This is a genomic window from Mesorhizobium sp. WSM4935, assembly GCF_029625735.1.
Classification (GTDB): Bacteria; Pseudomonadota; Alphaproteobacteria; order Rhizobiales; family Rhizobiaceae; genus Mesorhizobium.
Map to the genome: position 1 here is coordinate 58890 of NZ_JARTVR010000001.1, position 25885 is coordinate 84774.

The 25885-nt window shown below is 64.0% G+C and carries 22 protein-coding genes; 9 read left to right on the forward strand and 13 right to left on the reverse strand.

Features of this window, described 5'->3' with window-relative positions; all coding sequences use genetic code 11:
- Positions 1-50 precede the first annotated feature (50 nt).
- The 9 genes from P9273_RS00265 to puuE all read right to left on the reverse strand — a co-directional run bounded on the left by P9273_RS00265 (position 51) and on the right by puuE (position 10782).
- The gene (locus tag P9273_RS00265) at positions 51-1706 is read right to left on the reverse strand and encodes an ABC transporter ATP-binding protein (RefSeq protein ID WP_278047116.1); all 1656 of its coding nucleotides are present in this window, start codon (positions 1704-1706) and stop codon (positions 51-53) included.
- Positions 1706-2530, reverse strand: coding sequence for an ABC transporter permease (locus P9273_RS00270; RefSeq protein WP_278047117.1), 825 nt, complete (start codon positions 2528-2530; stop codon positions 1706-1708). The genes P9273_RS00265 and P9273_RS00270 overlap by 1 nt, the downstream gene beginning before the upstream one ends.
- A 12-nt stretch (positions 2531-2542) precedes the next feature.
- Positions 2543-3502, reverse strand: coding sequence for an ABC transporter permease (locus tag P9273_RS00275; RefSeq protein ID WP_041000298.1), 960 nt, complete (start codon positions 3500-3502; stop codon positions 2543-2545).
- A gap of 16 nt (positions 3503-3518) precedes the next feature.
- Positions 3519-5105, reverse strand: coding sequence for an ABC transporter substrate-binding protein (locus P9273_RS00280; RefSeq protein ID WP_278047118.1), 1587 nt, complete (start codon positions 5103-5105; stop codon positions 3519-3521).
- A gap of 149 nt (positions 5106-5254) precedes the next feature.
- On the reverse strand, positions 5255-7240 hold the full coding sequence (locus P9273_RS00285; RefSeq protein WP_278047119.1) for a CocE/NonD family hydrolase: 1986 nt from the start codon (positions 7238-7240) through the stop codon (positions 5255-5257).
- An 83-nt stretch (positions 7241-7323) separates the two neighbouring features.
- Positions 7324-7917 carry a nucleoside deaminase gene (locus tag P9273_RS00290; protein WP_278047120.1) on the reverse strand — a complete coding sequence of 198 codons (594 nt, stop codon included), beginning with the start codon at positions 7915-7917 and terminating at the stop codon, positions 7324-7326.
- A gap of 15 nt (positions 7918-7932) precedes the next feature.
- On the reverse strand, positions 7933-8424 hold the full coding sequence (locus P9273_RS00295) for an ureidoglycolate lyase (protein ID WP_278047121.1): 492 nt from the start codon (positions 8422-8424) through the stop codon (positions 7933-7935).
- Positions 8421-9281 (reverse strand): bifunctional allantoicase/(S)-ureidoglycine aminohydrolase, encoded by an 861-nt coding sequence (locus tag P9273_RS00300; protein ID WP_278047122.1) that lies wholly within the window; start codon positions 9279-9281, stop codon positions 8421-8423. The genes P9273_RS00295 and P9273_RS00300 overlap by 4 nt, the downstream gene beginning before the upstream one ends.
- 76 nt (positions 9282-9357) lie before the next feature.
- Entirely contained in the window at positions 9358-10782 is a 1425-nt protein-coding gene (gene puuE, locus P9273_RS00305; RefSeq protein ID WP_278047123.1) for an allantoinase PuuE, read from the reverse strand.
- Positions 10783-10951: 169 nt separating this feature from the next.
- On the opposite strand from puuE, the gene uraH reads away from it, so the two are divergent.
- The 4 genes from uraH to xdhC all read left to right on the forward strand — a co-directional run bounded on the left by uraH (position 10952) and on the right by xdhC (position 16133).
- Positions 10952-11326, forward strand: coding sequence for a hydroxyisourate hydrolase (gene uraH, locus P9273_RS00310; protein ID WP_041000283.1), 375 nt, complete (start codon positions 10952-10954; stop codon positions 11324-11326).
- A gap of 3 nt (positions 11327-11329) precedes the next feature.
- The gene (gene xdhA / locus P9273_RS00315; protein WP_278047124.1) at positions 11330-12805 is read left to right on the forward strand and encodes a xanthine dehydrogenase small subunit; all 1476 of its coding nucleotides are present in this window, start codon (positions 11330-11332) and stop codon (positions 12803-12805) included.
- The gene (gene xdhB, locus P9273_RS00320; protein ID WP_278047125.1) at positions 12805-15168 is read left to right on the forward strand and encodes a xanthine dehydrogenase molybdopterin binding subunit; all 2364 of its coding nucleotides are present in this window, start codon (positions 12805-12807) and stop codon (positions 15166-15168) included. The genes xdhA and xdhB overlap by 1 nt, the downstream gene beginning before the upstream one ends.
- A 62-nt stretch (positions 15169-15230) precedes the next feature.
- Positions 15231-16133 (forward strand): xanthine dehydrogenase accessory protein XdhC, encoded by a 903-nt coding sequence (gene xdhC / locus P9273_RS00325; RefSeq protein ID WP_278047126.1) that lies wholly within the window; start codon positions 15231-15233, stop codon positions 16131-16133.
- Between the two features lie 34 nt (positions 16134-16167).
- On the opposite strand, the gene dps is transcribed toward xdhC, so the two are convergent.
- Complete coding sequence (gene dps / locus P9273_RS00330) at positions 16168-16656, reverse strand: DNA starvation/stationary phase protection protein Dps (RefSeq protein WP_278047127.1); 489 nt, start codon at positions 16654-16656, stop codon at positions 16168-16170.
- A 225-nt stretch (positions 16657-16881) separates the two neighbouring features.
- Between dps and P9273_RS00335 the strand changes: the two genes are divergently transcribed.
- On the forward strand, positions 16882-17712 hold the full coding sequence (locus P9273_RS00335) for a PhzF family phenazine biosynthesis protein (RefSeq protein ID WP_278047128.1): 831 nt from the start codon (positions 16882-16884) through the stop codon (positions 17710-17712).
- A gap of 54 nt (positions 17713-17766) precedes the next feature.
- On the opposite strand, the gene P9273_RS00340 is transcribed toward P9273_RS00335, so the two are convergent.
- The 3 genes from P9273_RS00340 to P9273_RS00350 all read right to left on the reverse strand — a co-directional run bounded on the left by P9273_RS00340 (position 17767) and on the right by P9273_RS00350 (position 21299).
- The gene (locus P9273_RS00340; protein WP_278047129.1) at positions 17767-19026 is read right to left on the reverse strand and encodes an LLM class flavin-dependent oxidoreductase; all 1260 of its coding nucleotides are present in this window, start codon (positions 19024-19026) and stop codon (positions 17767-17769) included.
- On the reverse strand, positions 19023-19964 hold the full coding sequence (locus P9273_RS00345) for an LLM class flavin-dependent oxidoreductase (RefSeq protein ID WP_278047130.1): 942 nt from the start codon (positions 19962-19964) through the stop codon (positions 19023-19025). The genes P9273_RS00340 and P9273_RS00345 overlap by 4 nt, the downstream gene beginning before the upstream one ends.
- 414 nt (positions 19965-20378) lie before the next feature.
- On the reverse strand, positions 20379-21299 hold the full coding sequence (locus P9273_RS00350; protein WP_041000271.1) for a LysR family transcriptional regulator: 921 nt from the start codon (positions 21297-21299) through the stop codon (positions 20379-20381).
- Positions 21300-21430: 131 nt separating this feature from the next.
- On the opposite strand from P9273_RS00350, the gene P9273_RS00355 reads away from it, so the two are divergent.
- The 4 genes from P9273_RS00355 (at position 21431) to P9273_RS00370 (ending at position 25807) form a co-directional block, all read left to right on the forward strand.
- Positions 21431-22657 carry a urate hydroxylase PuuD gene (locus P9273_RS00355; RefSeq protein WP_278047131.1) on the forward strand — a complete coding sequence of 409 codons (1227 nt, stop codon included), beginning with the start codon at positions 21431-21433 and terminating at the stop codon, positions 22655-22657.
- Between the two features lie 2 nt (positions 22658-22659).
- Positions 22660-23973 carry a guanine deaminase gene (gene guaD, locus P9273_RS00360; protein ID WP_278047132.1) on the forward strand — a complete coding sequence of 438 codons (1314 nt, stop codon included), beginning with the start codon at positions 22660-22662 and terminating at the stop codon, positions 23971-23973.
- Between the two features lie 74 nt (positions 23974-24047).
- Positions 24048-24551, forward strand: a complete 504-nt coding sequence (locus P9273_RS00365; protein ID WP_278047133.1) for a heme-degrading domain-containing protein — start codon at positions 24048-24050, stop codon at positions 24549-24551.
- Positions 24548-25807 carry a glycerate kinase type-2 family protein gene (locus P9273_RS00370; RefSeq protein WP_278047134.1) on the forward strand — a complete coding sequence of 420 codons (1260 nt, stop codon included), beginning with the start codon at positions 24548-24550 and terminating at the stop codon, positions 25805-25807. The genes P9273_RS00365 and P9273_RS00370 overlap by 4 nt, the downstream gene beginning before the upstream one ends.
- The last annotated feature ends 78 nt before the right edge of the window (positions 25808-25885 follow it).

Here is a 25885-nt window from a genome sequence, read left to right on the forward strand (position 1 = left end):
CGCATTGCAGCCGCATGACAGCGGCCGCATTGGTAGCGGACTTTCGCAGGCTAATTGCCGGCGCTTTCCATGCGCCGTCCCTTGATGGCCTTCTCCAGCCAGCCGATCTCCATTTCCGGCACGGAGGACAAGAGCAAGTCCGTATAGGCGTCGAAGGGCGGCGTCAGAACCTTGCTCTTGGGGCCGTAGCGCACCACCTCGCCGCGATACATCACCGCAATCGAATCCGCGATCGACTTCACCGTCGCGAGGTCGTGGGTGATGAAGAGATAGGCCACCTTCTCGATCTGCTGCAAATTAAGCAGCAGCTTGAGGATGCCGTGGGCGACCAGCGGATCGAGCGCCGAGGTCACCTCGTCGCAGATGATCAGCTTCGGCTTGGCGGCGAGCGAGCGGGCGATGCAGACGCGCTGCTTCTGGCCGCCGGAAAGCTCGGCCGGATAGCGATCGATGAAGCCCTTGCCCATTTCGATTTCGTCGAGCAGTTCGGCGACGCGCTTGTCGCGTTCGCGGCCCTTCATTCCGAAATAGAACTCCAGTGGCCGGCCGATGATGGTGCCCACCGTCTGGCGCGGGTTCATGGCAACGTCGGCCATCTGGTAGATCATCTGCAACTGGCGCAGGTCCTCCTTCGACCGGTCGGCGAGCCTGTTGGCAAGCGTGCGGCCGTCGAAGACGACGCTGCCCTGCTCGGGCGGCAACAGGCCGGTGATGGCGCGCGCCAGCGTCGATTTGCCGGAACCGCTCTCGCCGACCACGGCCAGCGTCTGGCCCGGAAAGATGTCGACCGAGACGTTCTTCAGCACCTTGATGTGGCCGCCGCCATAGGCGGCCGTCACGTTCTTCACCGACAGCATCGGTGTGGCGCCCGGCTGCTGTTCCTGGTGTTCGATCTCATGCACCGAGACCAGGGCGTTGGTGTATTCCTGGCGCGGCTCTTTGATGATCTGGCGGGTGCCGCCCCATTCGACCAGCCGGCCGTGACGCAGCACCATGATCTCGTCGGATACCTGTGCCACGACGGCCAGGTCATGGGTGATGTAAAGGGCCGCGACATGGGTGTCGCGGATGGCATCCTTGATCGCTGACAGCACGTCGATCTGCGTCGTCACGTCGAGGGCCGTCGTCGGCTCGTCGAAGACGATCAGGTCCGGTTCCGAGCACAGCGCCATTGCCGTCATCACGCGCTGCAACTGGCCGCCGGAGACCTGGTGCGGGAAGCGTTCGCCGATCGTTTCGGGATTGGGAAGGCTGAGCTTCTTGAACAGGGCGACGGCGCGTTTCTCGGCCTCGGCCCGGGTTGCGGTGCCGTGCAGGAGCGTGGCCTCCACCACCTGGTCCATTAGCCGGTGCGCCGGATTGAAGGCCGCCGCCGCCGACTGGGCGACATAACAGACTTCGCGGCCGCGCAGTTTGCGCAGGCCTTCCTTACCGCCTTTCAGTATGTCGCGGCCGTTGAGGATGACCTCGCCGCCGGTAATCCGAACGCCACCGCGGCCATAGCCCATCGACGACAGGCCGATGGTCGACTTGCCGGCGCCGGACTCGCCGATCAGCCCAAGCACCTTGCCCTTCTCCAGCGTCAGCGAGACGTCGTGGACAAGCGTGATGGTCCTCGGTACTTCACCCGGCGGATAGACCGTCGCTTCGATGCGCAGGTTGCGGATGTCAAGAAGAGGGCCGGACTTTGCTTTGCCGTCAACCATCAGCCGCGTCCTCCCTTCAGGCTTGTCGTGCGATTGAGCACCCAGTCGGCAACGAGATTGACCGAGATCGCCAGTGCCGCGATCGCCGCGGCCGGGATGAGAGCCGCCGGAATGCCGAACACGATGCCGTCCTTGTTCTCCTTCACCATGCCGCCCCAGTCGGCATCCGGCGGCTGCACGCCGAGGCCGAGGAAGGACAATGTCGACAGGAACAGCACGGCATAGATGAAGCGCAGACCGAGTTCCGAGACCAGCGGCGACAGCGCATTGGGCAGGATCTCGCGGAAGATGATCCAGCCGCTGCCTTCGCCGCGCAGCTTCGCCGCCTCGACATAGTCCATGACGTTGATGTCGACGGCGACCGCGCGCGACAGTCGGTAGACGCGGGTCGAATCGAGGATGCCCATGACCAGGATCAGCGTCACCAGGTTCGACGGCAGCACCGAAAGCACGACGAGGCCCATGATCAGCGTCGGGATCGACATGAGGAGGTCGACGAGCCGCGACAGGATCGTGTCGTACCAGCCGCCGAATACCGCCGCTGAAAAGCCGAGAATGGCGCCGAGCGAGAAAGACAGTGCCGTCGCCAGCACCGCGATGAACAGCGTGATGCGGGCGCCGTAGATCATGCGCGACAACAGATCGCGGCCGAGATTGTCGGTGCCCAGCCAGTGCGCGGCCGACATCGGCTCCCACACGTCGCCGACGATCTCGGCGTTGCCGTGCGGCGCGATCAAAGGCGCGAACATTGCCGCCAGCACGAACAGCGCGGTCAGCACCAGGCCGGTCAGCGATGGTAGAGGGATGCGTCTGATAGCGCGCATATCGGCCGCCCCCTATTTCGGATGCCTGAGTCGCGGATTGGCGACGATCGCCGCAATGTCCGCGACGATGTTGAGGGTGATATAGACGGCGGCGAAGATCAGGCCGACCGCCTGGACGACCGGCACGTCGCGCTTGGTCACATGGTCGACCAGATATTGCCCCATGCCCGGATAGACGAAGATCACCTCGACCACGACGACGCCGACCACCAGATAGGCAAGGTTGAGCATGACGACATTGATGATCGGCGCGATCGCGTTCGGGAAGGCATGCTTGCGGATAACGGCAGAGGCCGACAGCCCCTTGAGTTCCGCCGTCTCGACATAGGCCGACTGCATGACGTTGAGGATTGCCGCGCGCGTCATGCGCATCATGTGGGCGAGCACCACCAGAGTCAGCGCCGCCGCAGGCAGCGCGATGGCCTGCAGGCGCTCACCGAAAGACATTCCGTCATAGACGGTCGAGATGGCGGGGAACCACTGGTGCTGGACCGCGAAGTAGAAGACGAGCAGATAGCCGATGAAGAACTCCGGGAAGGACGTCGAGGCAAGCGCCACGCCGGAGATCAGCTTGTCGACCCAGCCATCGCGGTAGCGCACCGCTATCAGCCCAAGCGTGATCGCCAGCGGGATCGCCACGATGGCCGCCCAGAAGGCGAGGAACAGCGTGTTCCACAGCCGTTCCTTGATCGATGTCGCGATGTCCTGTCCGCTCGACATCGCCGTGCCGAGATCGCCGGTCAGCACGCCACCCAGCCAGTGGAAGTAACGGATATAGGCAGGCTGGTTGAGCCCGAGCTGCTCGCGCAGATTTGCCAGCGACTCCGGGGTCGCCGATTGTCCGAGGATGGCTTGCGCGACGTCGCCGGGCAGGATCTGCGTACCGGCGAAGATCAGGACCGAAACGGCCAGCAGAAGGAGGATGCCCAGCGCAATGCGCTGGGCCACCAGTTTCACGATGGGCGAGGACATCTCCGCAAGGCCGTGCTCAGGCTTCGAGCCAGCACTTCGCCAGCGCGTAGCCGTTGCAAAGCTCCTGATGCGGATCCTCCACCCAACCTGCCACCTTGGGGCCTGTCGCGTCGATGAACTGATTGAACATCGGCAGGATCAGGCCGCCTTCGTCGCGCACCATGACGGCCATGTCGTGGTACATCTGTTTGCGCTTGGCCTCGTCGAGCTCGGCGCGCGCGGCCAGCACCATCTTGTCGAAGTCCGGGCGCTTGAAGCGCGTGTCGTTCCAGTCGGCGGTCGACAGATAGGCGGTCGAGTACATCTGGTCCTGGGTCGAGCGGCCGCCCCAATAGGAGGCGCAGAAGGGCTGCTTGTTCCAGACTTCGTTCCAATAGCCGTCGCCGGGCTCGCGCTTGAGCTCGATCTTGATGCCGGCCTTGGCGGCGCTCTGCTGGAAAAGCTGGGATGCATCGACAGCGCCCGGGAAGGCGACGTCCGAGGTCCTGAGCAGCACGGTGCCGTCATGGCCGGACTTCTTGTAGTGGAACTTGGCCTTGTCCGGATCGTATTTGCGCTGCTCGATCTCGGTGAATAGCGGGTAGGAGGCGTTGATCGGGAAATCGTTGCCGAGCGAGCCGTAGCCGCGCAGCACTTTTTTCAACATCTCCTCGCGGTCGATCGCCAGCTTCAGCGCCATCCTGAGGTCGTTGTTGTCGAACGGCGCCGTGTTGCAATGCATGATGAACACGTAGTGGCCGGGACCGGAATGGTTGCGGATGGTGACTCCAGGCACGCGCTTGATCAGATCGACGACCTTCGGCTCGACGCGGTTGATCATGTTGACCTGGCCGCCTTGCAGGGCCGCCGTGCGCGCCGTCGCATCGTTGATGACGATGATTTCGATCTGGTCGGCGTGGCCCATCTTGTCGCCCTGCCAGTAATTGGCGAAGCGTTCGCCGCCATGGCGCACGCCGGGCTGGTTGACCTTGACCTTGTACGGACCGGCGCCGATACCGGCATCGGCCTTGTCCTTGCCGCCGTTCGGCTGGACGATCAGGTGATAGTCGCTGAGCAGGTACGGAAGGTCGGCGTTAGGCTCCTTCAGCGTCAGCACGACTTCCTTCCCGTTGACCTTGATGGTGTCGATGCCCTTCATGTAGCCCAGCGCGCCGGACTTCGACTTCTCGTCAGAATGACGCTCGAGCGTGGCAGCGACGTCTTCTGCGGTAACCGTCTTGCCGTTGTGGAATTCGATGCCATCGCGGATTTTCAGCGTCCAGACCTTGGCGTCGTCCGAAGAGCCGATCTCCTCGGCGATGCGGTTCTCCAGCTTGCCGTCGGGCGAGAGCTCCACGATCAATTCGCCCCACATTTTGCCGAAGGCGAAGGGCACCTGGGTCATGAACAGGGCCGGATCGAGGCTGTTGGTGGATTCGCCGCCGACCAGGCCGGCCTTCAGGATCCCGCCCTTGACCGGGCCGGCGGCACGGGCAGCGCTGGCAAGCAGCGAGTTGGCGAAAGGCGCGGCGACACCGAGAGCGGCGGCGCGGCCTAGGAAATCGCGACGGCTGAGCTTGCCGGCAGCGACGCGACGGCTGAGATAGTCGAGTTCGTTTGTCATTATGGGTTCCTCACTCTGGTGGTCCGACCTTATGGTCGTTTCTGCTTATTGGAGGAGATAATGACCGCAACGGAAACCGGTAAGCAAGACCGAATGCGACATGACGTGGCGTAAATGGTGCGTCGTTTTTGGACCAACCTTGCCAGCGCTCAGACGAGGGCGCGCGGAATCGTCTGTTCGAAATCGCGCTCAAAAACCAGGTTTTCGCCCTCATAGGCCTCGATTCTGGCGCTGAGGATGAAATTTTGCGCGTCGCAGCGCATGTCGGAATAAGTCTCGGTCCGCACCGACCATTCATTCCGCGACAATGTCTGCGTCCAATGGATCGCTCCGGCGGCCGACAGCGGATCGTCGGGATGGATCGTCCATGTCTCGCGCACGATGCTGCCATTGACCAGTCCATGGTCGAGGTCGCGCACCGCGCCGAAGTCGTCGGTTATCGAAAGCGTGACCAGGCCGGTCTTCTCGTCGCGGTCGACATGGCGCTCGGAATTCGCCGGCCGGATCGTCTCGGTCGCCCAGGGCGTCGCGCCTTCCGGCTCAGGAAACGAGACCTCATTGCCTTTCGCCAGTGGACGCAGCGGCAGCTTCAGCGTGGCCTTGGCGAGATCAAGCCGCACCGGCTCCGGTGAGGGCCAGATCATCGGCCAATAGGCGGTTGAAACGGCGATGCGCAACTTGTGCCCGGCCGGTACCCGGTAGGCGCATTGGTCGAGCACGACGCGCGCCGAAACCGTCTCGCCGGGAAGCAATGGCTCGGGGAATTCCTGCGAGTTGCGGTGCGTGAGATTGAGCACGCCGTAGGAGATCAGCTCCGAGGCGCCATCGGGATGCACGTCGCAAAGCCTTACCGCGATGTTGGCCTGCGGCCGATCGGAGGCAAGCCGGACCTCGAGCTCCAGCGCCCCGACAATGTCGATCGCCACGCCGAGCTCGGGCTGGTCGAAGCACACCGACAGCGCGTCGTCGGGGCGTTGGTCGCCCGGGAGTTCCGGCCCGAAGGTGAACGGAAAATACTCGCCGCCGGCAAGTCCGCAGGTCTGCGGCGAAGCGACGATCGAGGGCTTGGCGTCCGCCGAAATGAGCTCTATTGCCTCAACTTTGATGTTTGAGGACGGCCACTCCTGCTCCGCCACCCAGCGGCCCGGCCGTTCTGGGTGCCAGCGCGCCGGCCGCACGCTGTCCATCACATAGGCGCGGTAGGCCGGATCGGCCTCGACGCCGGTTTCCGTGCCCTTCAGCCAGCGGTCCCACCAGCGCAGCGCCTCCTGCAGGAAGCCGATGGCCGGATTGGGTCCGGCGTAATGCGGGTATTTGTGGATCCAGGGGCCGACGATGCCCTTGACCGGCGACTGGATGCCGGTGACGAGATTGGAGATCGTGTTGCGGTAGCCGTCATGCCAGCCGCCGATCGACAGCACGGCCGCTTTGACCGCCGAAAAATCCTCGCAGATCGAGCCGCGTTTCCAGTAGGCGTCGCGATGCTGGTGGCTGAGCCACAGCGGCAAGAGGAAAGGCTGGTTCTCCAGCCGGCTGAGCCACAAATCCCGCCAGCGATTGCCGCCGGCGATCGCCGGATCCGGCGGCCGTGACGAATAGGAGAGCATCGTCGAGGCCCAGCCGAAATTTTCGAGCAGCAGGCACCCGCCCTTGTAGTGGATGTCGTCGGCATAGCGGTCGACAGTCGAGCACAGGCTGATCACCGCCTTCAGCGCCGGTGGCTGTTTCGCCGCCACCTGCAGGCAGTTGAAGCCGCCCCAGGAAATGCCCATCATGCCGACATTGCCGTTGCACCAGGGCTGCGCCGCCGCCCAGGCGATGACGTCGCAGGCATCCTGCAATTCCTGTTCGGAATATTCGTCGTCCATCAGCCCTTCGGAATCGCCATTGCCGCGCATGTCGACGCGGATCGAGGCATAGCCGTGGCCGGCGAAATAGGGATGGGTGAGCTGATCGCGGAAGATGGTGCCGTCGCGCTTGCGGTAGGGCAGATGCTCGAGGATCGCGGGCACAGGGTTGTCGGCGGCATCTTCCGGCATCCATATGCGCGCCGAGAGCCGGCAGCCATCCGGCATGACGATGCCCATGTCGGGAAATTCGACGACCTTGCGGGGGAATTCGGTAATGGTTTTCATGGGGCGCTCCAAGCGTCGCCACATGATGCGGCGACAGACAGCGCGTCATGAGCCAGTCGACGAAATCGGCTGGTCAATCTACGTCAGTTCAACGGAATATCATTGTCTGCCTTGCTGGCCTGGTAAGCGTTCGAGAGCTCATCGTAACGCGCCTCGATTCTGCCGATCCTTCCCTCCAGCCGCTTGCGCTCAGCCTCGGGCAAAGCGCTGACCAGCCGGCGAATGGAAAAGCTCTTCCAATAGGCGTTCTCGGCATTGTAGCCGCCAGGGTCGAGGGTGAAGACCTCCTTCAGGATTTTAAGATCGTGCGGGATGGCAAAGCTGTCACGCGAATCCTCGTGGCTGAAGAGGTAGTAGAAATTGTCGAAGCCGGTCCAGGTGATCGCCGACAGGCAGAGCGAGCAGGGCTCGTGCGTTGCCACGAACAGAGCATCCCTTGTGTCGACGCGCTCGGCCTTGGGCATTTCGTAGAAGCGCTTCAGGCAATGCACCTCGCCATGCCAGAGCGGATTTTCGATCTCGTTGTTGGTCTCGGCCAGCACCAGCGAGCGGTCGTTTTTCCTGAGGATCGCGGCGCCGAACAGCTTGTTGCCGTGGCCGACGCCCTCAGCGGTCTTCGGCACGATGTCACGCTCGATCACGTCGAGCAGGCGGTCGATCAGCGAAACGTCGGTCATAGGAATCGGCAGCTTTCAGGGAAGGTGGATCTCGTAGGGGTGCGAGAAATAAAACTCTTCGAGATTGGAGCCCTCGCCGCCGCGGTCGACGATGAGGAAATCCTGCTCCTCGCCGATCGGCGTCAGCACGCCGTGCCAGAGGTTGCGGCGGTAGTTGATGCCCTGTCCGGGCCCGGCGAGAAAGGCATGCGGCTCGCCCGGGCCGTCCTTGGTGTCATGGCAGGCGACCACCAGGAACGGGCGCGGCGACAGCGGGATGAAGGCCTGGCTGCCGAGCGGGTGGCGCTCGACCATGGCGAGCTTCAGTGGCATCTGGTAGGGCGTGCCGCGCACCATCGAGATCAGCACCTTGGCATTCGGGCCGGCAGCCTCGGCGGTGGCGAGGTCGTGATAGCGCATCGCCTTGCCGCCATTGATCGGGTAGCGGTTCTCGCCGCTCATATCGATGACGTCGCCGAAAGGCGCGAAGTTTTCGCGCGTCAGCGGCTGGGCGACTATACGGGTCACCGCGCGCGGCCTCCGAGATAGCCGCCAAGCCTGGCGTGACGGTTGACGTCCTTGTAGAGCAGGTAGCGGAAATTGCCGGGGCCGCCGGCATAGCAGGCCTGCGGGCAGAAGGCGCGCAGCCACATGAAGTCGCCGGCCTCGACCTCGACCCAGTCCTGGTTGAGGCGGTAGACCGCCTTGCCTTCCAGCACGTACAGCCCATGCTCCATGACATGGGTCTCGGCAAAGGGAATGACCGCGCCCGGCTTCAGCGTGACGATGGTGACATGCATGTCATGGCGCATGTCGGCCGGGTCGACGAAGCGGGTCGTCGCCCAGCGCCCTTCCGTGCCCGGCATCGGGCTCGGTGCCACTTCCTGGTCGCTCGAGAAGAAGGCTTCCGGCGCGTCGAGGCCATCGACCGCCTCATACGCTTTGCGGATCCAGTGGAAGCGGGCAGCACTGCCGCTCTCGTTGCGCACCGTCCAGCCGCTCGACGGTGGCAGGAAAGCGAAGCCGCCGGGGGCAAGCACATATTTTTTGCCGGCAAGCGAAACGGTGAGCTCGCCCTCGACGACGAACAGCACACCCTCGGCGCCGGCATCCAGCTCCGGCCGGTTGCTGCCGCCGTCGGGCAGAACCTCGACGATATATTGCGAGAACGTCTCGGCGAAGCCGGAGAGCGGCCTTGCGATGATCCAGGCCCTGGTCTTGTCCCAGAAGGGCAGCGGGCTGGTGACGATGTCCTGCATCACGCCCTTGGGGATGATTGCGTAGGCCTCGGTGAAGACGGCTCTGCCGGTCAAAAGCTCGTTCTGGCCGGGGTGGCCGCCCTGCGGGGCGTAATAGGTTCGCTCGGCGGTCTTGATCATATCCATGGGGTTCCTGGCCCTCAGAGCAATTCCAGGAAAAGTGTGAAGCGGTTTTCCGTCCGGAATTGCGTACAAACAAACTTTAGAGTGGGAGCATGTCTTTCAGGCGAAGCAATGCGATACGCTCGACCTGTTTGCAGGCGGTCTCGAACTCGACGCCGCGGCTGTTGCCGATCCGCGCCTCGAACTCCGCCAGGATTTCGTCCTTGGTCTTGCCCTTCACCGCGATGATGAAGGGGAAGCCGAAGGTCGTGACATAAGCGGCGTTGAGTTTCGAAAACAGCTCGCGCTCCTTGTCGGTCAGCGCGTCGAGCCCGGCGGAAGCCTGTTCCTTGGCCGATTCCGGCGTCAGCCGCTTGGCCGCCGCCAGCTTGCCCGCAAGGTCCGGATGAGCGTTGAGCACCGCAAGCCGCTCGGCTTCGCTCGCCGCCCGGAAGACGCGGCAGAGCGCGTTGTGGAGGCCGCCCGCGCTGTCATGCGCGGGCCCAAGCTCCAATTCGTAGGCGCGCTCGGCGATCCAGGGCGAATGTTCGAAAACACCGCCGAAGCCATGCACGAATTCCTCGAACCCCATCCGCGACGGGCGCAGCGCCGGCGCCTCGTAGGGGTGCGTTTCGCGCCAGTGTTTGGCGATGTCGATGCGCCGTGTCAGCCAAACCTTGTCGTGCGACTTCACATAGTCGACGAAGCGCTTCAATGCCGCCACCCGGCCGGGACGGCCGACCAGCCGGCAGTGCAGGCCGATATTCATCATGCGCGGCCGGCCTGCCTTGCCCTCGGCATAGAGCGTGTCAAAACTGTCCTTCAGATAGGCGAAGAACTGGTCGCCGGAGTTGAAGCCCTGCGGCGTGGCAAAGCGCATATCGTTGGCGTCGAGCGTGTAGGGGATGATGAGCTGCGGTTTCTCCAGCCCGTCGCGGTCGAACCAGTAGGGCAGCTCGTCGTCATAGGTGTCGGAGACATAATCGAAGCCGCCTTCCTCGGCGACGAGCCGCACCGTGTTGACCGAGGTGCGGCCGGTGTACCAGCCGGTCGGGCGCGCACCGGTCACCTCGTAATGCAGCTTGATGGTCTCTTCGAGATCGCGCTTCTCGTCCTCGGCTGCATGGTCGCGGTAGTCGATCCAGCGCAGCCCATGCGAGGCGATTTCCCAGCCTGCCTCCTGCATCGCCGTGACCTGATCGGGCGAGCGCGCCAGCGCGGTGGCGACGCCGTAGCAGGTCACCGGCACCTGCGCTTCGGTGAACAGCCGGTAGAGCCGCCAGAAGCCGGCCCGGGCGCCGTATTCATAGATCGACTCCATGTTCCAGTGGCGCTGGCCAACCCAGGGCGCGGCACCGACGATCTCCGAAAGGAAGGCTTCGGAAGCCTTGTCGCCATGCAGCACGCAGTTCTCGCCGCCTTCCTCATAATTGACGACGAACTGCACCGCGACATAGGCGCCGCCGGGCCATTTCGGGTCCGGTGGGTTGGCCCCGTAACCGCGCATGTCCCGTTCGTAACGCATGGCTGCTCCTGCCCGATTGTTGCACTGAAGATATCGAAAGGAGTGCTGCTGCATTCCCCCGAAAATTTTTGAAAGTGCTTTTTGCCGCACTCCGCTCGACCAGGGCTTATGCATCGCCTTTAATTGGCGCACAATTGAGCTGAAACTGTACCGGGATGGGAGGCGGCCAGTGGCAGAAACGTCGAAAGCCGATGGCGGGCGTCTGACGACCCATGTTCTCGACACCGCGACCGGCCGACCGGCAAAGGGCCTGTCGATCGAGCTTTTCCGCATCGAGGGCCAGAGCCGCAAGCATCTCAAGTCCGTTGCCACCAATGACGATGGCCGCTGCGATGCGCCGCTGCTCGCCGGCGCCGATTTCCGCACCGGAGAATATGAGCTGGTCTTCGCCGCCGGCGATTATCTGCGCGGCCAGGGCATCAACCTGCCTGAGCCGGCTTTCCTGGATATCGTGCCGATCCGCTTCGGCATGGCGGAAGAACGGCACTACCATGTCCCGCTCTTGATTTCACCCTATGGCTACTCGACCTATCGGGGGAGCTGAGACATGGCAGAGATCCGCAACGAGATACGCTTCATCCTGAACGGCGCCGACGTGGCTCTGACCGAGGTCGCGCCCGATGCGACTTTGCTCGACTGGCTGCGGCTCAATCGATCGCTGCGCGGCACCAAGGAAGGCTGCGCCGAGGGCGACTGCGGCGCCTGCACGGTGCTGGTCGGCAAGCTCTCGGCCGAAGGTCTGGTCTATGAAAGCGTCAATGCCTGCATCCGCTTCATGGGCTCGCTCGACGGCACACATGTCGTGACGGTAGAACATCTGCGCGGCCATGGCGAAAAACTCCATCCGGTGCAGCAGGCGATGGTCGATTTCCACGGCTCGCAATGCGGCTTCTGCACGCCGGGCTTCATCATGTCGCTCTATGGGCTCTGGATGAAGACGCCCGATCCGTCCAACGCCGCGATCGAAAAGGCGCTGCAGGGCAATCTCTGCCGCTGCACCGGCTATGAGGCGATCATGCGCGCCGCGCACGCCATTTCGAGCTACGGCAAGGCGGCTAAGGATCCGCTGGCGTTGGAGCGCAAGGACATCACTGCGCGGCTGGAAGCGCTGCGCGACGGCGCCAGGGTCGAGGTCGGCTCGGGCAAGCGGCGGCTGATCGTGCCGGCCGATGTCGACGATTTCGCCGCCGTGCTCGAGACGGAACCTGGCGCCACCATCGTCGCCGGCTCGACCGATGTCGGCCTCTGGGTCACCAAGCAGATGCGCGACATCTCGCCGGCGATCTTCATCGGGGGGCTCGAGGGCCTGCGTACGATGTCGGAGAAGGATGGCGTGATCACCATCGGCGCCGGCGTCACCTATAGCGAGGCTTTTGAAACGCTCACGAAGCGCATCCCGGCTTTGGGGCCGCTGGTCGATCGCATCGGCGGCGAGCAGGTGCGCAATATGGGCACCATCGGCGGCAACATCGCCAACGGCTCGCCGATCGGCGACACGCCGCCGCCGCTGATCGCGCTCGGCGCGCAGCTCACGCTTCGCAAGGGCAAGGCCCGCCGCACCATCCCGCTCGAAACCTTCTTCATCGCCTATGGCAAGCAGGACCGTCAGCCCGGCGAGTTCGTCGAAGCAGTGCATGTTCCGGTGCCCGCACAAGGAACGAAATTTGCTGTCTACAAGGTCACCAAGCGCCGGGACGAGGATATCACCGCTACGCTCGGCGCGTTCTATTTGACCTTGGCCACGGACGGCACGGTGGCCGACATCCGCATCGCCTATGGCGGCATGGCGGCGACGCCGAAGCGCGCCACCGCGGTCGAGAAGGCACTTATCGGCAAGGCCTGGAATGAAGCGACGGTGGAGGCCGCCATGGCCGAATATGCCGAGGATTTCACGCCCTTGACCGACATGCGCGCGACCGCCGAATACCGGGCGCTGGCGGCAAGGAACCTTCTGCTGCGCTTCTATATCGAGACGACCGGAACGAAGGCGCCGTTCCAGATCTCGCGCAACGAGGCGGCCTGATGAACAAGCACGCTCCAGCCAATCTCAAAGCCGAGAAGATTGTCGGCGGCGTCGCCACCGAGCAACGGCACGATTCCGCGCACAAGCATGTCAGCGGCACCGCCGTCTATATCGACGACATGCCTGAGCCGGCCGGCACGCTGCATATCGGCCTCGGCCTCTCCAAAATCGCGCACGGCACTCTGAAGAGCCTCGACCTGTCAGCCGTGCGCTCGGCGCCGGGCGTCGTCGATGTGCTGACCTATGCCGATATACCCGGCGAGAACGATATCTCGCCGAGCAACATGCATGACGATCCGGTGCTCGCCGAAGGCAAGGTCGAGTTTCACGGGCAGCCGATCTTCGCCGTGGTTGCCGAAACACGCGAGGAGGCACGCCGCGCCGCGCGGCTGGCCAAGATCGAGTATGACGAGCATCCGGCCGTCATCGACATCTGGGATCTCGATCCCGTCAAGGACAAGCAGGTCACCACGCCGCTGATCCTCAAGCGCGGCGATGCGGCCGCGGCGATCGCGGCGGCGCCCCGCCGCATCAAGAACCGCATGTGGCTCGGCGGCCAGGAACATTTCTATCTGGAAGGCCAGGTTTCGCTGGCCATCCCCGGTGAGGACGACGAGGTGATCGTCTATTGCTCGACACAAGGGCCGAGCGAGACGCAGCATCTGGTCGCTCATACGCTCGGCGTGCCGAGCCACGCGGTGACGGTCGAAGTGCGCCGCATGGGCGGCGGCTTCGGCGGCAAGGAAACCCAAGCCAATCAATGCGCGGCAATTGCCGCGATCGCCGCCAAGAAGCTCAAGCGCGCCGTCAAGATCAGGCTCGACCGCGATGAAGATATGACCGCCACCGGCAAGCGGCACGATTTCGCCATCGACTATGAAGTCGGCTTCGACGACGAGGGCAACATCCTCGGCGTTGACTTCACCTATGCGCTGCGCTGCGGGTTTTCCGCCGACCTGTCCGGTCCGGTCGGCGACCGCGCCTTGTTCCACTGCGACAACGCCTATTTCTATCCGGCGGTTCATGCCAAGTCGGCACCGCTCTACACCAACACCGTCTCCAACACCGCCTTCCGCGGCTTCGGCGGGCCGCAGGGCATGGTCGGCGCCGAGCGTGTCATCGACGAGGTGGCCTTCGCCGTCGGCAAGGATCCGCTCGAGATCCGCAAGCTCAATTTCTATGACCCGATGGAGGCGATCGGCGAGCGTAGCGTCACGCCTTATCACCAGAAGGTCGAGGACTGCATTATCCAGCGCATCGTGGCCGAGCTCGAGGAAAGCGCGAATTACGCACGGCGCCGCCGCGAGATCAGCGCCTTCAACAACAACAGCCGCTTCATCAAGCGCGGCCTGGCGCTGACGCCGGTCAAGTTCGGCATCTCCTTCACCAAGACCGAGGCCAACCAGGCCGGCGCGCTGGTGCATGTCTATGCCGACGGCTCGGTGCACATGAACCATGGCGGCACCGAGATGGGCCAGGGCCTGCATCTCAAGGTGGCGCAGGTCGTGGCGGAAGAGTTCCAGATCGATCTCGACCGGGTCAAGATCACCGCCACCACCACCGCCAAGGTGCCCAACACCTCGCCGACGGCAGCCTCCTCCGGCGCCGACCTCAACGGCATGGCGGCACAGGACGCCGCCCGCCAGATCCGCAAGCGGCTGACCGATTTCGCGGCGGAGAAATACCAGGTGCCACACGCCCAGATCGTGTTCCTGCCGAACCGAGTGCGCATCGGCAACCAGGAAGTGGCCTTCAACGATCTGGTCAGGCAGGCCTATATCAACCGCATCCAATTGTCGGCTGCCGGTTTCTACAAGACGCCGAAGATTCATTGGGACCGCAGCAAGGGCCGCGGTCGTGCCTTTTACTATTATGCCTATGGCGCGGCCTGCTCGGAGGTCTCGGTCGACACGCTGACCGGCGAATATGTCGTCGAGCGCACCGACATCCTGCACGACGCCGGTCGCTCGCTGAACCGGGCGATCGACCTCGGCCAGGTCGAGGGTGGCTTCATCCAGGGCATGGGCTGGCTGACGACGGAAGAGCTTTGGTGGGACGACAGCGGCCGGCTGCGCACGCATGCGCCGTCGACCTACAAGATCCCGCTCGCCTCCGACCGTCCAAAGATCTTCAACGTGAAGCTCACCGACTGGTCGTCGGCTTACGAGCCGACCATCCATCGCTCCAAGGCCGTCGGCGAGCCGCCGCTGCCGCACGGCATGTCGGTGCTGCATGCGCTGTCCGACGCGGTGGCGAGCGTCGCCGGCCACAAGATCTGCCCGCGCCTCGATGCGCCGGCAACGCCGGAACGGGTGCTGATGGCGATCGAGAGATTGAAGCGGGAGGCAGCAAAGCCGGCCTGAATCTGCCTAAACGTGCAAATCGAGGCGCAAAACGCTATATTTCCAGGATGGAAATGCAGACGATGAATTCTCGAGTGCAAAGCCTGAAGGCGTTTTTCGGCCAGGCTGGCCGGGTCGCCCTCGTCGAGGTGGTGGCCACGAAAGGCTCGACACCGCGCGAGGCGGGCGCCTTCATGCTTGTCTCGGCATCGGCCATTCTCGGCACCATCGGCGGCGGTCAGCTCGAATATATGGCGGTCGACAAGGCGCGCCAGATGCTTGGCGGAGGGCCCGGACCGCGATCTCCGGCCAGTGAAGCCCGCATCGAGGTCGACGAAGTCTGCGCCACGCTCGATGTCCCGCTAGGGCCGGAAATCGGCCAATGCTGCGGCGGCCGCGTCGAGGTGTCGATCCGTCTCGTCGATGCTTCGCTGGAACAGGAATTGATCGCCAAGGCCGAAGCCGAGGAAGCGCATCTCCCGCATGTCTATCTGTTCGGCGGCGGCCATGTCGGCCAGGCGCTGGCCGCGTCGCTGGCGCTGCTGCCGATCCACGTCGTCGTCGTCGAAACCCGATCCGAGGCATTGGAAGGCATGCCGGAAACCGTGGAAACGCGGCTGACGCCGATGCCCGAAGCCGTGGTGCGCGAGGCGCCTGCAGGATCGGCCTTCGCCATCCTGACCCACGACCATGCGCTGGATTTCCTGATCGTCGCCGAGGCGCTGAAGCGCGACGACACCGCCTATGTCGGCATGATCGGCTCCAAGACCAAGAAGGCAACTTTCAGGAGCTGGTTCCTGAAATCGGCTGAAGGCAGCGAAGCCGAGTTCAACCGCCTTGTCTCGCCGATCGGGGGCAATGCGGTGAAGGACAAGCGCCCGTCGGTGATTGCAGCGCTCGCGGCCGCCGAGATCATGACGGCGCTGGTCTCGCATGCCGTCGAAGCGGCAGGCTTTGCCAGCGCTGAAAAGGTGGTGGCCGGCTGATCCAGCCAGCCATGTGAGAACGGCAACCGCCGGGCTATTCCTTTTCCTGCGTGTGCGCTTCCAGGAACCAGAGCAATTTGTCGAGCGAGCGCGAATAGGCGGTGAAGATGTCGGCGGTGTCGGCATCGCCGGCGTCGTCCGCTGCATCGATCGCTTCGCGCGTCAGCTTGGCCGCCGTGGCATAGCGGTCAATCAGCGCCGCCAGATGATCCTTGGTCTTGTGGATGTCGGTCGGATAGGGCTTCAGCCTAGTCGCCTTCGACACATCCTGCGAGGTGCCGTGCGCGGTGCCGCCGAGCTGCACGGCTCGCTCGGCGATAATGTCGACATGGCCATCGATCTCCTCGCGGAATTCGTCCAGCATCTCATGGATGGCGATGAATTGCGGACCCTTGACGTTCCAGTGCGCCTGCTTGGTGATCAGCGCCAGGTCGATGGCGTCGGCAAGCCTGGCGTTGAGCAGATCGATCGATTCCTTCTTGGCATCGGATTTGAGGTCGTTCTTGGTGACGATGGCGTCCATGGTCGTCTCCTGTCGCGCTGGATTGATTGCTGAGAGCTGAAGGCGGCCCGGCCGACCGCCAACCGTCAAAACGGCGACGGGTCGAATTTCGTTCCGCATTGGGTTGAAGCTCACCTCCCGATCGCAGATGTGAATGGCGCTCACCTCTGCTCGCCGCTTTCTTCATTTCCCAAAATGGTCCGAAACGTGTTTGTTGCGCCGCAGGGACAACGAGGCCACAGGACCATGGATGTATTGAAGATCGCAGCCTTTTCGGACGGCGGCACCGGCGGCAATCCCGCCGGCGTGGTGATCGGCGAGGCCTTGCCGGATGCGACCGACATGCAGCGCGTCGCGGCCGAAGTCGGCTTCTCGGAAACCGCCTTCGCCGCGCCTGAGGGCGAAAGCTGGCGCGTGCGCTATTTTTCGCCGGAGTCGGAAGTGCCGTTCTGCGGCCACGCCACGATCGCACTCGGCGCGGCGCTGGTCAGGAAATTCGGCGACGGCATTTTCAGGCTGAACCTCAACCAGGCCGACATCACCGTCGAAGGGTTTCGCGAAGGCGCCAACTTTGCCGCCGCCTTGCAGTCGCCGCCGACGCGCAGCGGGCCGGCTTCGTCGGAACTGGTCGGCGAAGCCCTCGCCGTGTTTGGCTATGAGCCGGGTGATCTCGATCCCGCCATTCCACCGGCGCTCATCCATGGCGGCGCCGATCACCTCGTGCTGGCGTTGAAATCTCGCGAGGCGCTGGCCGCCATGGCCTATGATTTGAAGGAAGGCCAGTTCTTCATGCGGCGCGAAGGCCTGGTCACGATCCTGCTCGCCTATGCTGAGACGCCGCGCCTCTTCCACACGCGCAATCCCTTCGCCTCAGGCGGCGTTTATGAGGACCCGGCCACGGGCGCCGCGACCGCTGCTTTTGCCGGCTATCTGCGCGATCTCGGCTGGCCGCATGGCGGCTCCATCGACATCGTCCAAGGCGAGGACATGGGCATGCGCTCGCGCCTCCATGCCGATATTCCGCCGGCGCCCGGCAGCTCGATCAGGGTCTCCGGGACGGCGCGGCTGATGGACTAAGCTGAAGCAATCCAGGAAAAGTGCGCCGCGCTTTTCCTTCCGGAATTGCGAAAACTAAGAACCCTGGGCCGGCCGTTTCAGGCCGAGGTGCTCGCGCAGTGTGCGGCCGTCATAGTCCTTGCGGAACAGGCCACGCCGCTGCAGTTCCGGCACCACCAGCGTCGCGAAGGCGTCGAGCTCGCCCGGGAACCAGGACGGCATGACGTTGAAGCCGTCGGCGGCACCACCTTCGAAGCGGGCCTGCAATTCGTCGGCGATCTCTCCGGCCGTGCCGACGACCCGCCAATGGCCGCGTGCGCCGGCAAAGTAACGCGCCAGCTCGCGGATCGAGAGCCCGTCGCGGCGCGCCTGCTCGATGACCAGCGCCTGCCGGCTCTTCATGCCTTCGCTCTCCGGCAGTTCGGGCAGCGGCCCGTCGATCGGGTAGCGCCAGAGGTCGGCGATGCTGAGATAGCTGGAGAGCAGCGCCACGCCGACATCGTCGGGGATCAATTCCTGGAGCGCATCGTATTTCGCCTGTGCCTCGGCTTTCGTCTCTGCGACGATCGGCGCCACGCCGGGCATGATCTTCACATCGTCCGGCTGGCGGCCATAGGCGGCGAGCCGGCCTTTGAGGTCGTCATAGAAGGCCTTGGCTTCCTCGAAGGTCTGCGCTGCCGAAAACACGACATCGGCGGTGCGCGCGGCAAGGTCCTTGCCGTCGTCCGATGCCCCGGCCTGCACCATCACCGGCGCGCCTTGCGGCGAGGGCGGAATGTCGAGCGGGTCGCGCACCGAAAAGCTTTCGCCGTCATGGCCGGCTGCGCGCCGGTTCCACAGCCCGGTGATCACCGTTGCGAATTCGCGCGCCCGCGCGTAGCGGTCCGCATGCGGCCGCAAGCCGGTCGCGCCGAAATTCGCGGCCTCGATGGGGCTTGCCGAGGTGACGAGGTTCCAGCCGGCGCGCCCGCCGCTCAGATTGTCGAGCGAGGCGAACATGCGCGCCAGTCCGTAGGGCTCGTTGTAGCTGGTCGATGCCGTCGACACGAGGCCGATGCGCTCGGTCTGAACGGCAAGCGCCGAAAGCAGGCTGATCGGCTCGAAGCCGATCGAGCGCGACGTCTGGCTGGCGATCCGGACATTGGCCTCGCGCAGGCCGGCCGCGTCCTCGCAGAACACCATGTCGAACTTCGCCGCTTCGGCCGTGCGGGCGAGCTGTACGTAGTGTTCGATGTCGATGCCGGCCGTCACATGTGCATCCGGATGGCGCCAGGCGGCGATATGGTGGCCTGTCGCCCACAGGAACAGGCCAAGCTTCATCTGGCGCGCGCTCATTGTGCGCTTCCCAATCCGCGATGGCCACGCAAGCGGCCATGCTGACGGCCCGCTCCGGCCAGTTCCGGCAAAAGCCGACCGGTAAAGTCATCGAGCGCGCGAAGGTCAGCCGGCAACGTGAGATTGATCCCGTCGCAGCCACTCGACGCGTGCAACACTGCGAGTTGGTCGGCGCCAAGCTCGGACCCAGCGGCGGCGGTCACCAGTAGCTTAGGCGTACCTGGCTGGCGACCGACCCCACGCGCAAAGTGCCTCAGCTCTTCGCAAACGGCTTTCGCATTTTCCAACGATCGCTCGCCGATCAGAACGACGTCGGCGACACGGCTTGCAAACTCACGGTCAGCCTCAGCCGGGCTAGACATGACCAGCACAGGAGCGTCCTGCGGCGAGCGCGCGACATTGAGCGGCCCGCGGACCGAGAAGAACTCGCCCTTATGGTCGAGAACATGCATCTTGTCGGGATCGTGGAACCGGCCGCCCACCTTGTCGAACAGCAGGGCGTCCGCGTCCCAGCCTCGCCATAGTCCCTGGACGATGCCGATATACTCTTCAGCGCGGCGGCGGAAATCATCGTCCGAAAAGCCCTCGGGTCGGCTGAAATTCGCCGCCTCGCGCGGGTTTTGCCTCAGCGTTGCATTCCAGCCGACACGGCCATGGCTGATGATGTCCAGCGAAGCAAAGCGGCGCGCCAGATTGTAGGGCTGGTGCGCGAGCGTCGAGGCGCTGGCGACAAGGCCGATCCTCTCCGTCATCGTGGCCAGCGCGGCCAGCAGCGTGGTAGCTTCGAACGGACTGGTGGACGGCGCATCGGCGGAGTCGGAAATGATGACCATATCGACGCCCGCCGCTTCCAGGTTCCGCACGAAGGCACTGATCTGGCCGAAGTCCAGGACGTCTTGTCCTGTGGCTGCGATGTTGAGCGAAACGGCGAGATGCATAGTGCGGCCCTTCGGCTGCCAGCGATGTCGCTACCAACCTAGGCTCGTCGTCGCATAAGGCAACGGGACCGAGCAGGCATGAGGCTGTCACGTGCCGGCCAGCCGTCGTATAGCGGCGAGGTCCTGACGAATTGGTGTTGCGTTGCGGGTCGCATACTTCAGCGGTTGGCCGAGGCGCCCATCACGTCGCCATTCTATGGCGGAGCAAGGAGCGAAGCGACGCGGCGCAGACCAATGAATCCATTCCGTGACGTCGAGGCGTCACCAACGGTGCAGAATTCTGCTCCGCAGCACCTACGATCAAAGTCACGGCATGGATCCACGGATCTGCGCGCCGCTTCGCGTCGCTCCGCCCGTGGATGACGAGATTACGGAGGCTTCGGCCAAACCCGAAACAGGCAACGCCGCCGGTCCCTACTTGCCCGCCAGAATATCCTTGATCAGCCGCTGGCAGCGCTCGGCCATGAAGTCGAGCAGCAGCCGCACCTTCGGATCCTGCAGCTTCTTATGCGGATAGACGGCGGCGAATTGCACCGGTGTCGGCGGCGTCTGAGGCAGGATCACCTTCAACCGCCGGTCGCGGATGAACGGCTCCACCTCGAAACGCGGCTTGTTGATGATGCCGCGCCCCGAGAGCGCCCAGCCAGTCAGCACGTCGCCGTCGTCGGTGTCGTAAGGGCCGTGCACCTCGAATTTCTGCACGCCGCCCGGCGTCTGCAGCGTCCAGACGAATTCGCGCGCGCCGGCATAGCGCAGCATCAGGCAATCATGCTTCCTGCCGACCAGTTCCTGCGGCTCGGTGGGTTCTCCGCGCGCTTCCAGATATTTCGGCGCGGCCACCAGCACGCGCTCGCATTCCATGATGCCGCGCATCCTGAGGCTGGAATCCTCGATGATGCCGAGGCGGAAGGCAACGTCGATGCCTTCCTTCATGATATCGACATTGTGGTCGGAGAGCCTCAGCCGCACCTCGATATCGGGGTACTTGTCGTGGAAGTCCGGTATGCCGGACGCGATGAGCCGGCGGCCGAGGCCGAGCGGCGCCGTCACCCTGATGGTGCCGCGCGGCTGGCCGGAAAGGGCCGCGACCGCGGCTTCCGCCTCGGTGATCGCATCCAGCACCTGCTTGGCACCGGTGTAGAACACCGTGCCGTGCTCGGTCGGCATCAGCTGCCTGGTCGTGCGGTTGAACAGCCGGACGCCCAGGTGTTTTTCCAATTCCTTGATGCGGTTGGAGGCGACGGCCGGAGAAATGCGCATGTCGCGCCCCGCCGCCGACAGATTGCCAAGCTCGACGACACGGACGAAGACGGCGATGTTGTCGAGATAGGCCATGCGTGGGTCTCAAAGGCGGCGTAGGGCAACCCTAGTATTTTTTATTTTTTTTTGAAAGTCATCGCGCACCTCGCCTCTTTTCGTTTGCGCGCCAGACCGTAAAGTCGCTCTCATCGGCAGGGACGAGTGCAATGACTGATTTCGCGATTTTCTGGGACTGGCTGAGTTTTGCGGTCCGCTGGCTGCATGTCATCACCGGCATCGCCTGGATCGGCTCGTCCTTCTATTTCGTCGCGCTCGACCTCGGCTTGCGCCAGCGTCCGGGCCTGCCCGCCGGCGCCTTCGGCGAGGAGTGGCAGGTGCATGGCGGCGGCTTCTACCATATCCAGAAGTATCTGGTGGCCCCGGCCGAGATGCCGGAGCACCTCACCTGGTTCAAATGGGAATCCTACGCCACCTGGCTGTCGGGCTTCGCCATGCTCTGCGTGGTCTATTATGCCGGCGCCGACCTCTTCCTGATCGACCCCAACGTGCTCAACATCTCGGTGCCGGTCGGCATCCTCTTGTCGCTTGCCACGATCGGCGTCGGCTGGATCGTCTATGACCTGCTCTGCCGGTCGCCGCTCGGCAAGAGCGACACCGGGCTGATGCTGGTGCTCTACTGCGTGCTGGTCTTCATCGCCTGGGGGCTGACGCATCTCTTCACCGGCCGCGCCGCCTTCCTGCACCTCGGCGCCATCACCGCCACGATCATGTCGGCCAACGTCTTCATGGTCATCATCCCCAACCAGAAGATCGTCGTCGCCGATCTCATTGCCGGCCGCAAGCCGGATCCGAAATACGGCAAGATCGCCAAGCAGCGCTCGCTGCACAACAATTACCTGACCTTGCCCGTCCTGTTCCTGATGCTGTCGAACCACTACCCGCTGGCCTTCGGCACTCAGTTCAACTGGGTCATCGCCTCGCTGGTCTTCATCATCGGCGTGCTGATCCGGCACTATTTCAACACGGTGCATGCACGCAAAGGCAACCCGACCTGGACCTGGCTGGGCGCCGCCGTGCTGTTCATGATCATCATCTGGCTGTCGACCGTGCCGAAGGTGCTGACGGGCGAGCCGAAGACCTCCGCCGCCTCCGCCGCCGCGCAGGTCTATATGGCTTCCGCTCATTTCCCGGCCGTGCGCGACACCGTGCTCGGCCGCTGCTCGATGTGCCACACGCAAGAGCCGGTCTATGAAGGCATCTACCATGCGCCGAAGGGCGTGCTGCTCGATACCGACGAGCGCATCGCCGAGCACGCGCGCGAGATCTATATCCAGGCCGGCCGGGCGCATGCCATGCCGCCCGCCAACGTCACCCAGATCACCGACCAGGAAAGGGCCCTTCTGGTGGCCTGGTTCGAAGGCGCCGGAAAGTAAGCATGACAGCGAAAATTCTGCGCGGCCGCACGCTCTCCTTCCTGCGTTGGCCCGAAACGATCGACGACCATTCCGCCTGGCGCTACGAGGAAGACGGCGCCCTGCTGATCAACAACGGCAAGATCGCTGCTGCCCGTCCCTATGCGGAGGTCTTGAAGAAGGCGGGCGCCGGCGTCGAGACGATCGACCATCGTCCGCACCTGATCCTGCCGGGTTTTCTCGACGCCCACGTTCATGTGCCGCAGATGCAAATCATCGCCTCCTACGGCGCCGAGCTGCTCGACTGGCTGAACAAATACACTTTTCCCGAAGAGTCGAAGTTCCAGGACGCGCAGCATGGCCGCCGCATCGCCAGGCTCTTCCTCGACGAGATGCTGCGCCAGGGTACGACGACGGTCGTCGCCTATTGCTCGGTGCACAAATCCTCGGCCGAAGCCTTCTTCGCCGAGTCGCATGAGCGCAACATGCTCAACATCGCCGGCAAGGTGATGATGGACCGCAACGCGCCGGACGGCGTGCTCGACACGCCGCAGACCGGCTATGACGATACCAAGGCACTGATCGCCGAATGGCACGGCAAGGGCCGCCAGCTTTATGCCATCACGCCGCGCTTCGCCATCACCTCATCGCCCGAGCAGATGGAAATGGCCGGCGCGCTCTGCCGAGAACACCCCGATCTCCACATGCAGACGCATTTGTCGGAAAACCACGCCGAGATCGCCTTCACCCAGGAGCTCTACCCCTGGTCGCGCGACTATACCGACGTCTACGAGCATTATGGCCTGCTCGGCAAAAAGAGCCTGTTCGGCCATTGCATCCATCTGTCGGAACGCGAGGCGGACGCGCTGTCGCAGTCGGGTTCGGTCGCGGTGTTCTGTCCGACATCCAACCTCTTCCTCGGCTCCGGCCTGTTCGACTATCAGCGCTACCGCCGGCGTGAGAAGCCGCTCCGGATCGCGGCCGCGACCGATGTCGGCGGCGGCACCAATTACTCGATGCTGCGCACCATGGACGAGGGCTACAAGGTGATCGCGCTGAACGGCGAGAAGCTCAACCCGTTCCAGTCCTTCTGGCAACTGACCCGCGGCAATGCCGAGGCGCTTTCCGTGTCAGACAAGGTCGGCACGCTGGAGGAAGGCACCGATGCCGATATCGTCGTTTTCAATGCCCATGCGACGCCTGGCATGCGGCTCAGGATGGAGACGGTCGAGACGCTGGCCGAGGAACTTTTCCTCTTGCAGACCCTGGGCGACGACCGCGCCGTGCGCGAAGTCTATGTGGCGGGCCGGCCGGCAAAGAGCGCGATTGTCGCATAGATTAAATGTGCGGTCGCTTGACCCCGCGTCAGCCATCGGCCAAAGCGTGCGTCGACATTTGACAGGGAAACGCTATGGCCACCGCCGACGACATCGCTCTGATCAAGAAACAGGAAGCCACGCTGGTCTTCCCGGCCTTCGACGAGGCTATCGCCTTCAAGATCGGCTCTGCCATCAGGGACCGGGCTCTGAAGGAAGATCTGCCTATTATCGTCGACATCAGGACCCTCGACCGGCCGCTCTTCTATGCCGCGATGCCTGGCTCCAACGCCTCCAATCCAGACTGGGCGCGGCGCAAGATCAATGTCGTGAAGCGTTATCTGAGAAGCACCTATCGCCTCGTGCTGGAACAGCAGCGCCCCGACCGCACCTTCAAGGTCGGCGAAGGCCTGGACATTGCCGATTATGTGCTCGCGGGCGGCGGTTTCCCGGTCACCGTCAACGGCGCCGGCGTCATCGGCGTCATCGCCGTTTCGGGCCTGCCGGAGCGCGAGGACCATGGCGTCGTCGTCGACGCGCTCTGCGCCCATCTTGGCATCGATGCGAGCGGGCTCGCGCTGCCGCCGGAAGAAAAATGACCGACCCGAAAAGCTTCCTCACATCGATCTTCAACGCCGCCGTCGCTGCCGCCGATCCGGAAAAGACGATTCGTAATCATTTGCCGGCAAAGCCGAAGGGCCGCACCATCGTCATCGGCGCGGGAAAAGGCTCGGCGCAGATGGCCGCAGCCTTCGAGAAGGTCTGGGACGGTCCGATCGACGGCCTTGTCGTCACCCGCTACGGCTATGGCGCCAGATGCGAGCGCATCGAGATCATCGAGGCGGCGCATCCGGTGCCGGATGCCGCCGGCCTCCAAGCCTCGCGCCGGCTGTTGGAGAAGGTGCGGGGCTTGACCGCTGACGATCTGGTGGTGGCGCTGATCTCCGGTGGCGGCTCGGCCCTGCTGCCGTCGCCCGCTCCCGGTATGACCTTGGCCGACGAGATTGCCGTCAACGAGGCGCTGCTTGCCTCCGGCGCGCCGATCGCGGCGATGAACACCATCCGCAAGCATGTCTCGACCATCAAGGGCGGACGCCTGGCCGCCGCCGCGCATCCGGCGAGAGTCGTGTCGCTGGTCGTCTCCGACATCCCCGGCGACAATCCGGCGCTGGTTGCCTCGGGCCCGACTGTTCCCGACACCGGCAGCCGCGAGGATGCGCTGGCCTCGATCGCCGCCTATGGCATGAAGCTGCCGGCCTCGGTCATGGCGCATATCCAGTCACCGGTCGCCGATGCGCCGCGTCCCGACGATCCGCGCTTCGCCGGCAACGAAGTTCACCTGACCGCCTCGGCCGGCGTATCGCTGGAAGCCGCGGCCGCCGAAGCAAAGCGGCAAGGCATCGAGGCCGTCATCCTGTCGGATGCCATCGAAGGCGAGGCGCGCGAGGTCGGCGGCGTGCATGCCGCGATCGCCCGTGAGGTTGCGACCCGCAATCGCCCCTTCGCCAAACCTGTGCTGATCCTGTCCGGCGGCGAGACCACCGTTACACTCCGCGCCAAGGGCAAGGGCGGCCGCAATTCCGAGTTCCTGCTCGCCTTCGCCATCGGCATCGAGGGCGTGAACGGCATCCATGCCCTGGCCGCCGATACGGACGGCATAGACGGCTCGGAGAACAATGCCGGCGCCTTCGCCGACGCCTCGACCGTGGCGCGGATGCGCGCTGAAGGCGTCGATGCCAAGGCGATGCTCGCCGGCAACAATGCCTGGACGGCCTTCAACGCGGTCGGGGATCTGTTCGTGCCAGGGCCTACCGGCACGAACGTCAATGATCTGAGGGCGATTTTGATCAGATAGCTCGACCAATAGGCAGTGTTGAGATTCAGGTTAGACCGAGTCGAAAATGGTGGATTCCGAGAACCGGAGCGGAGCGTA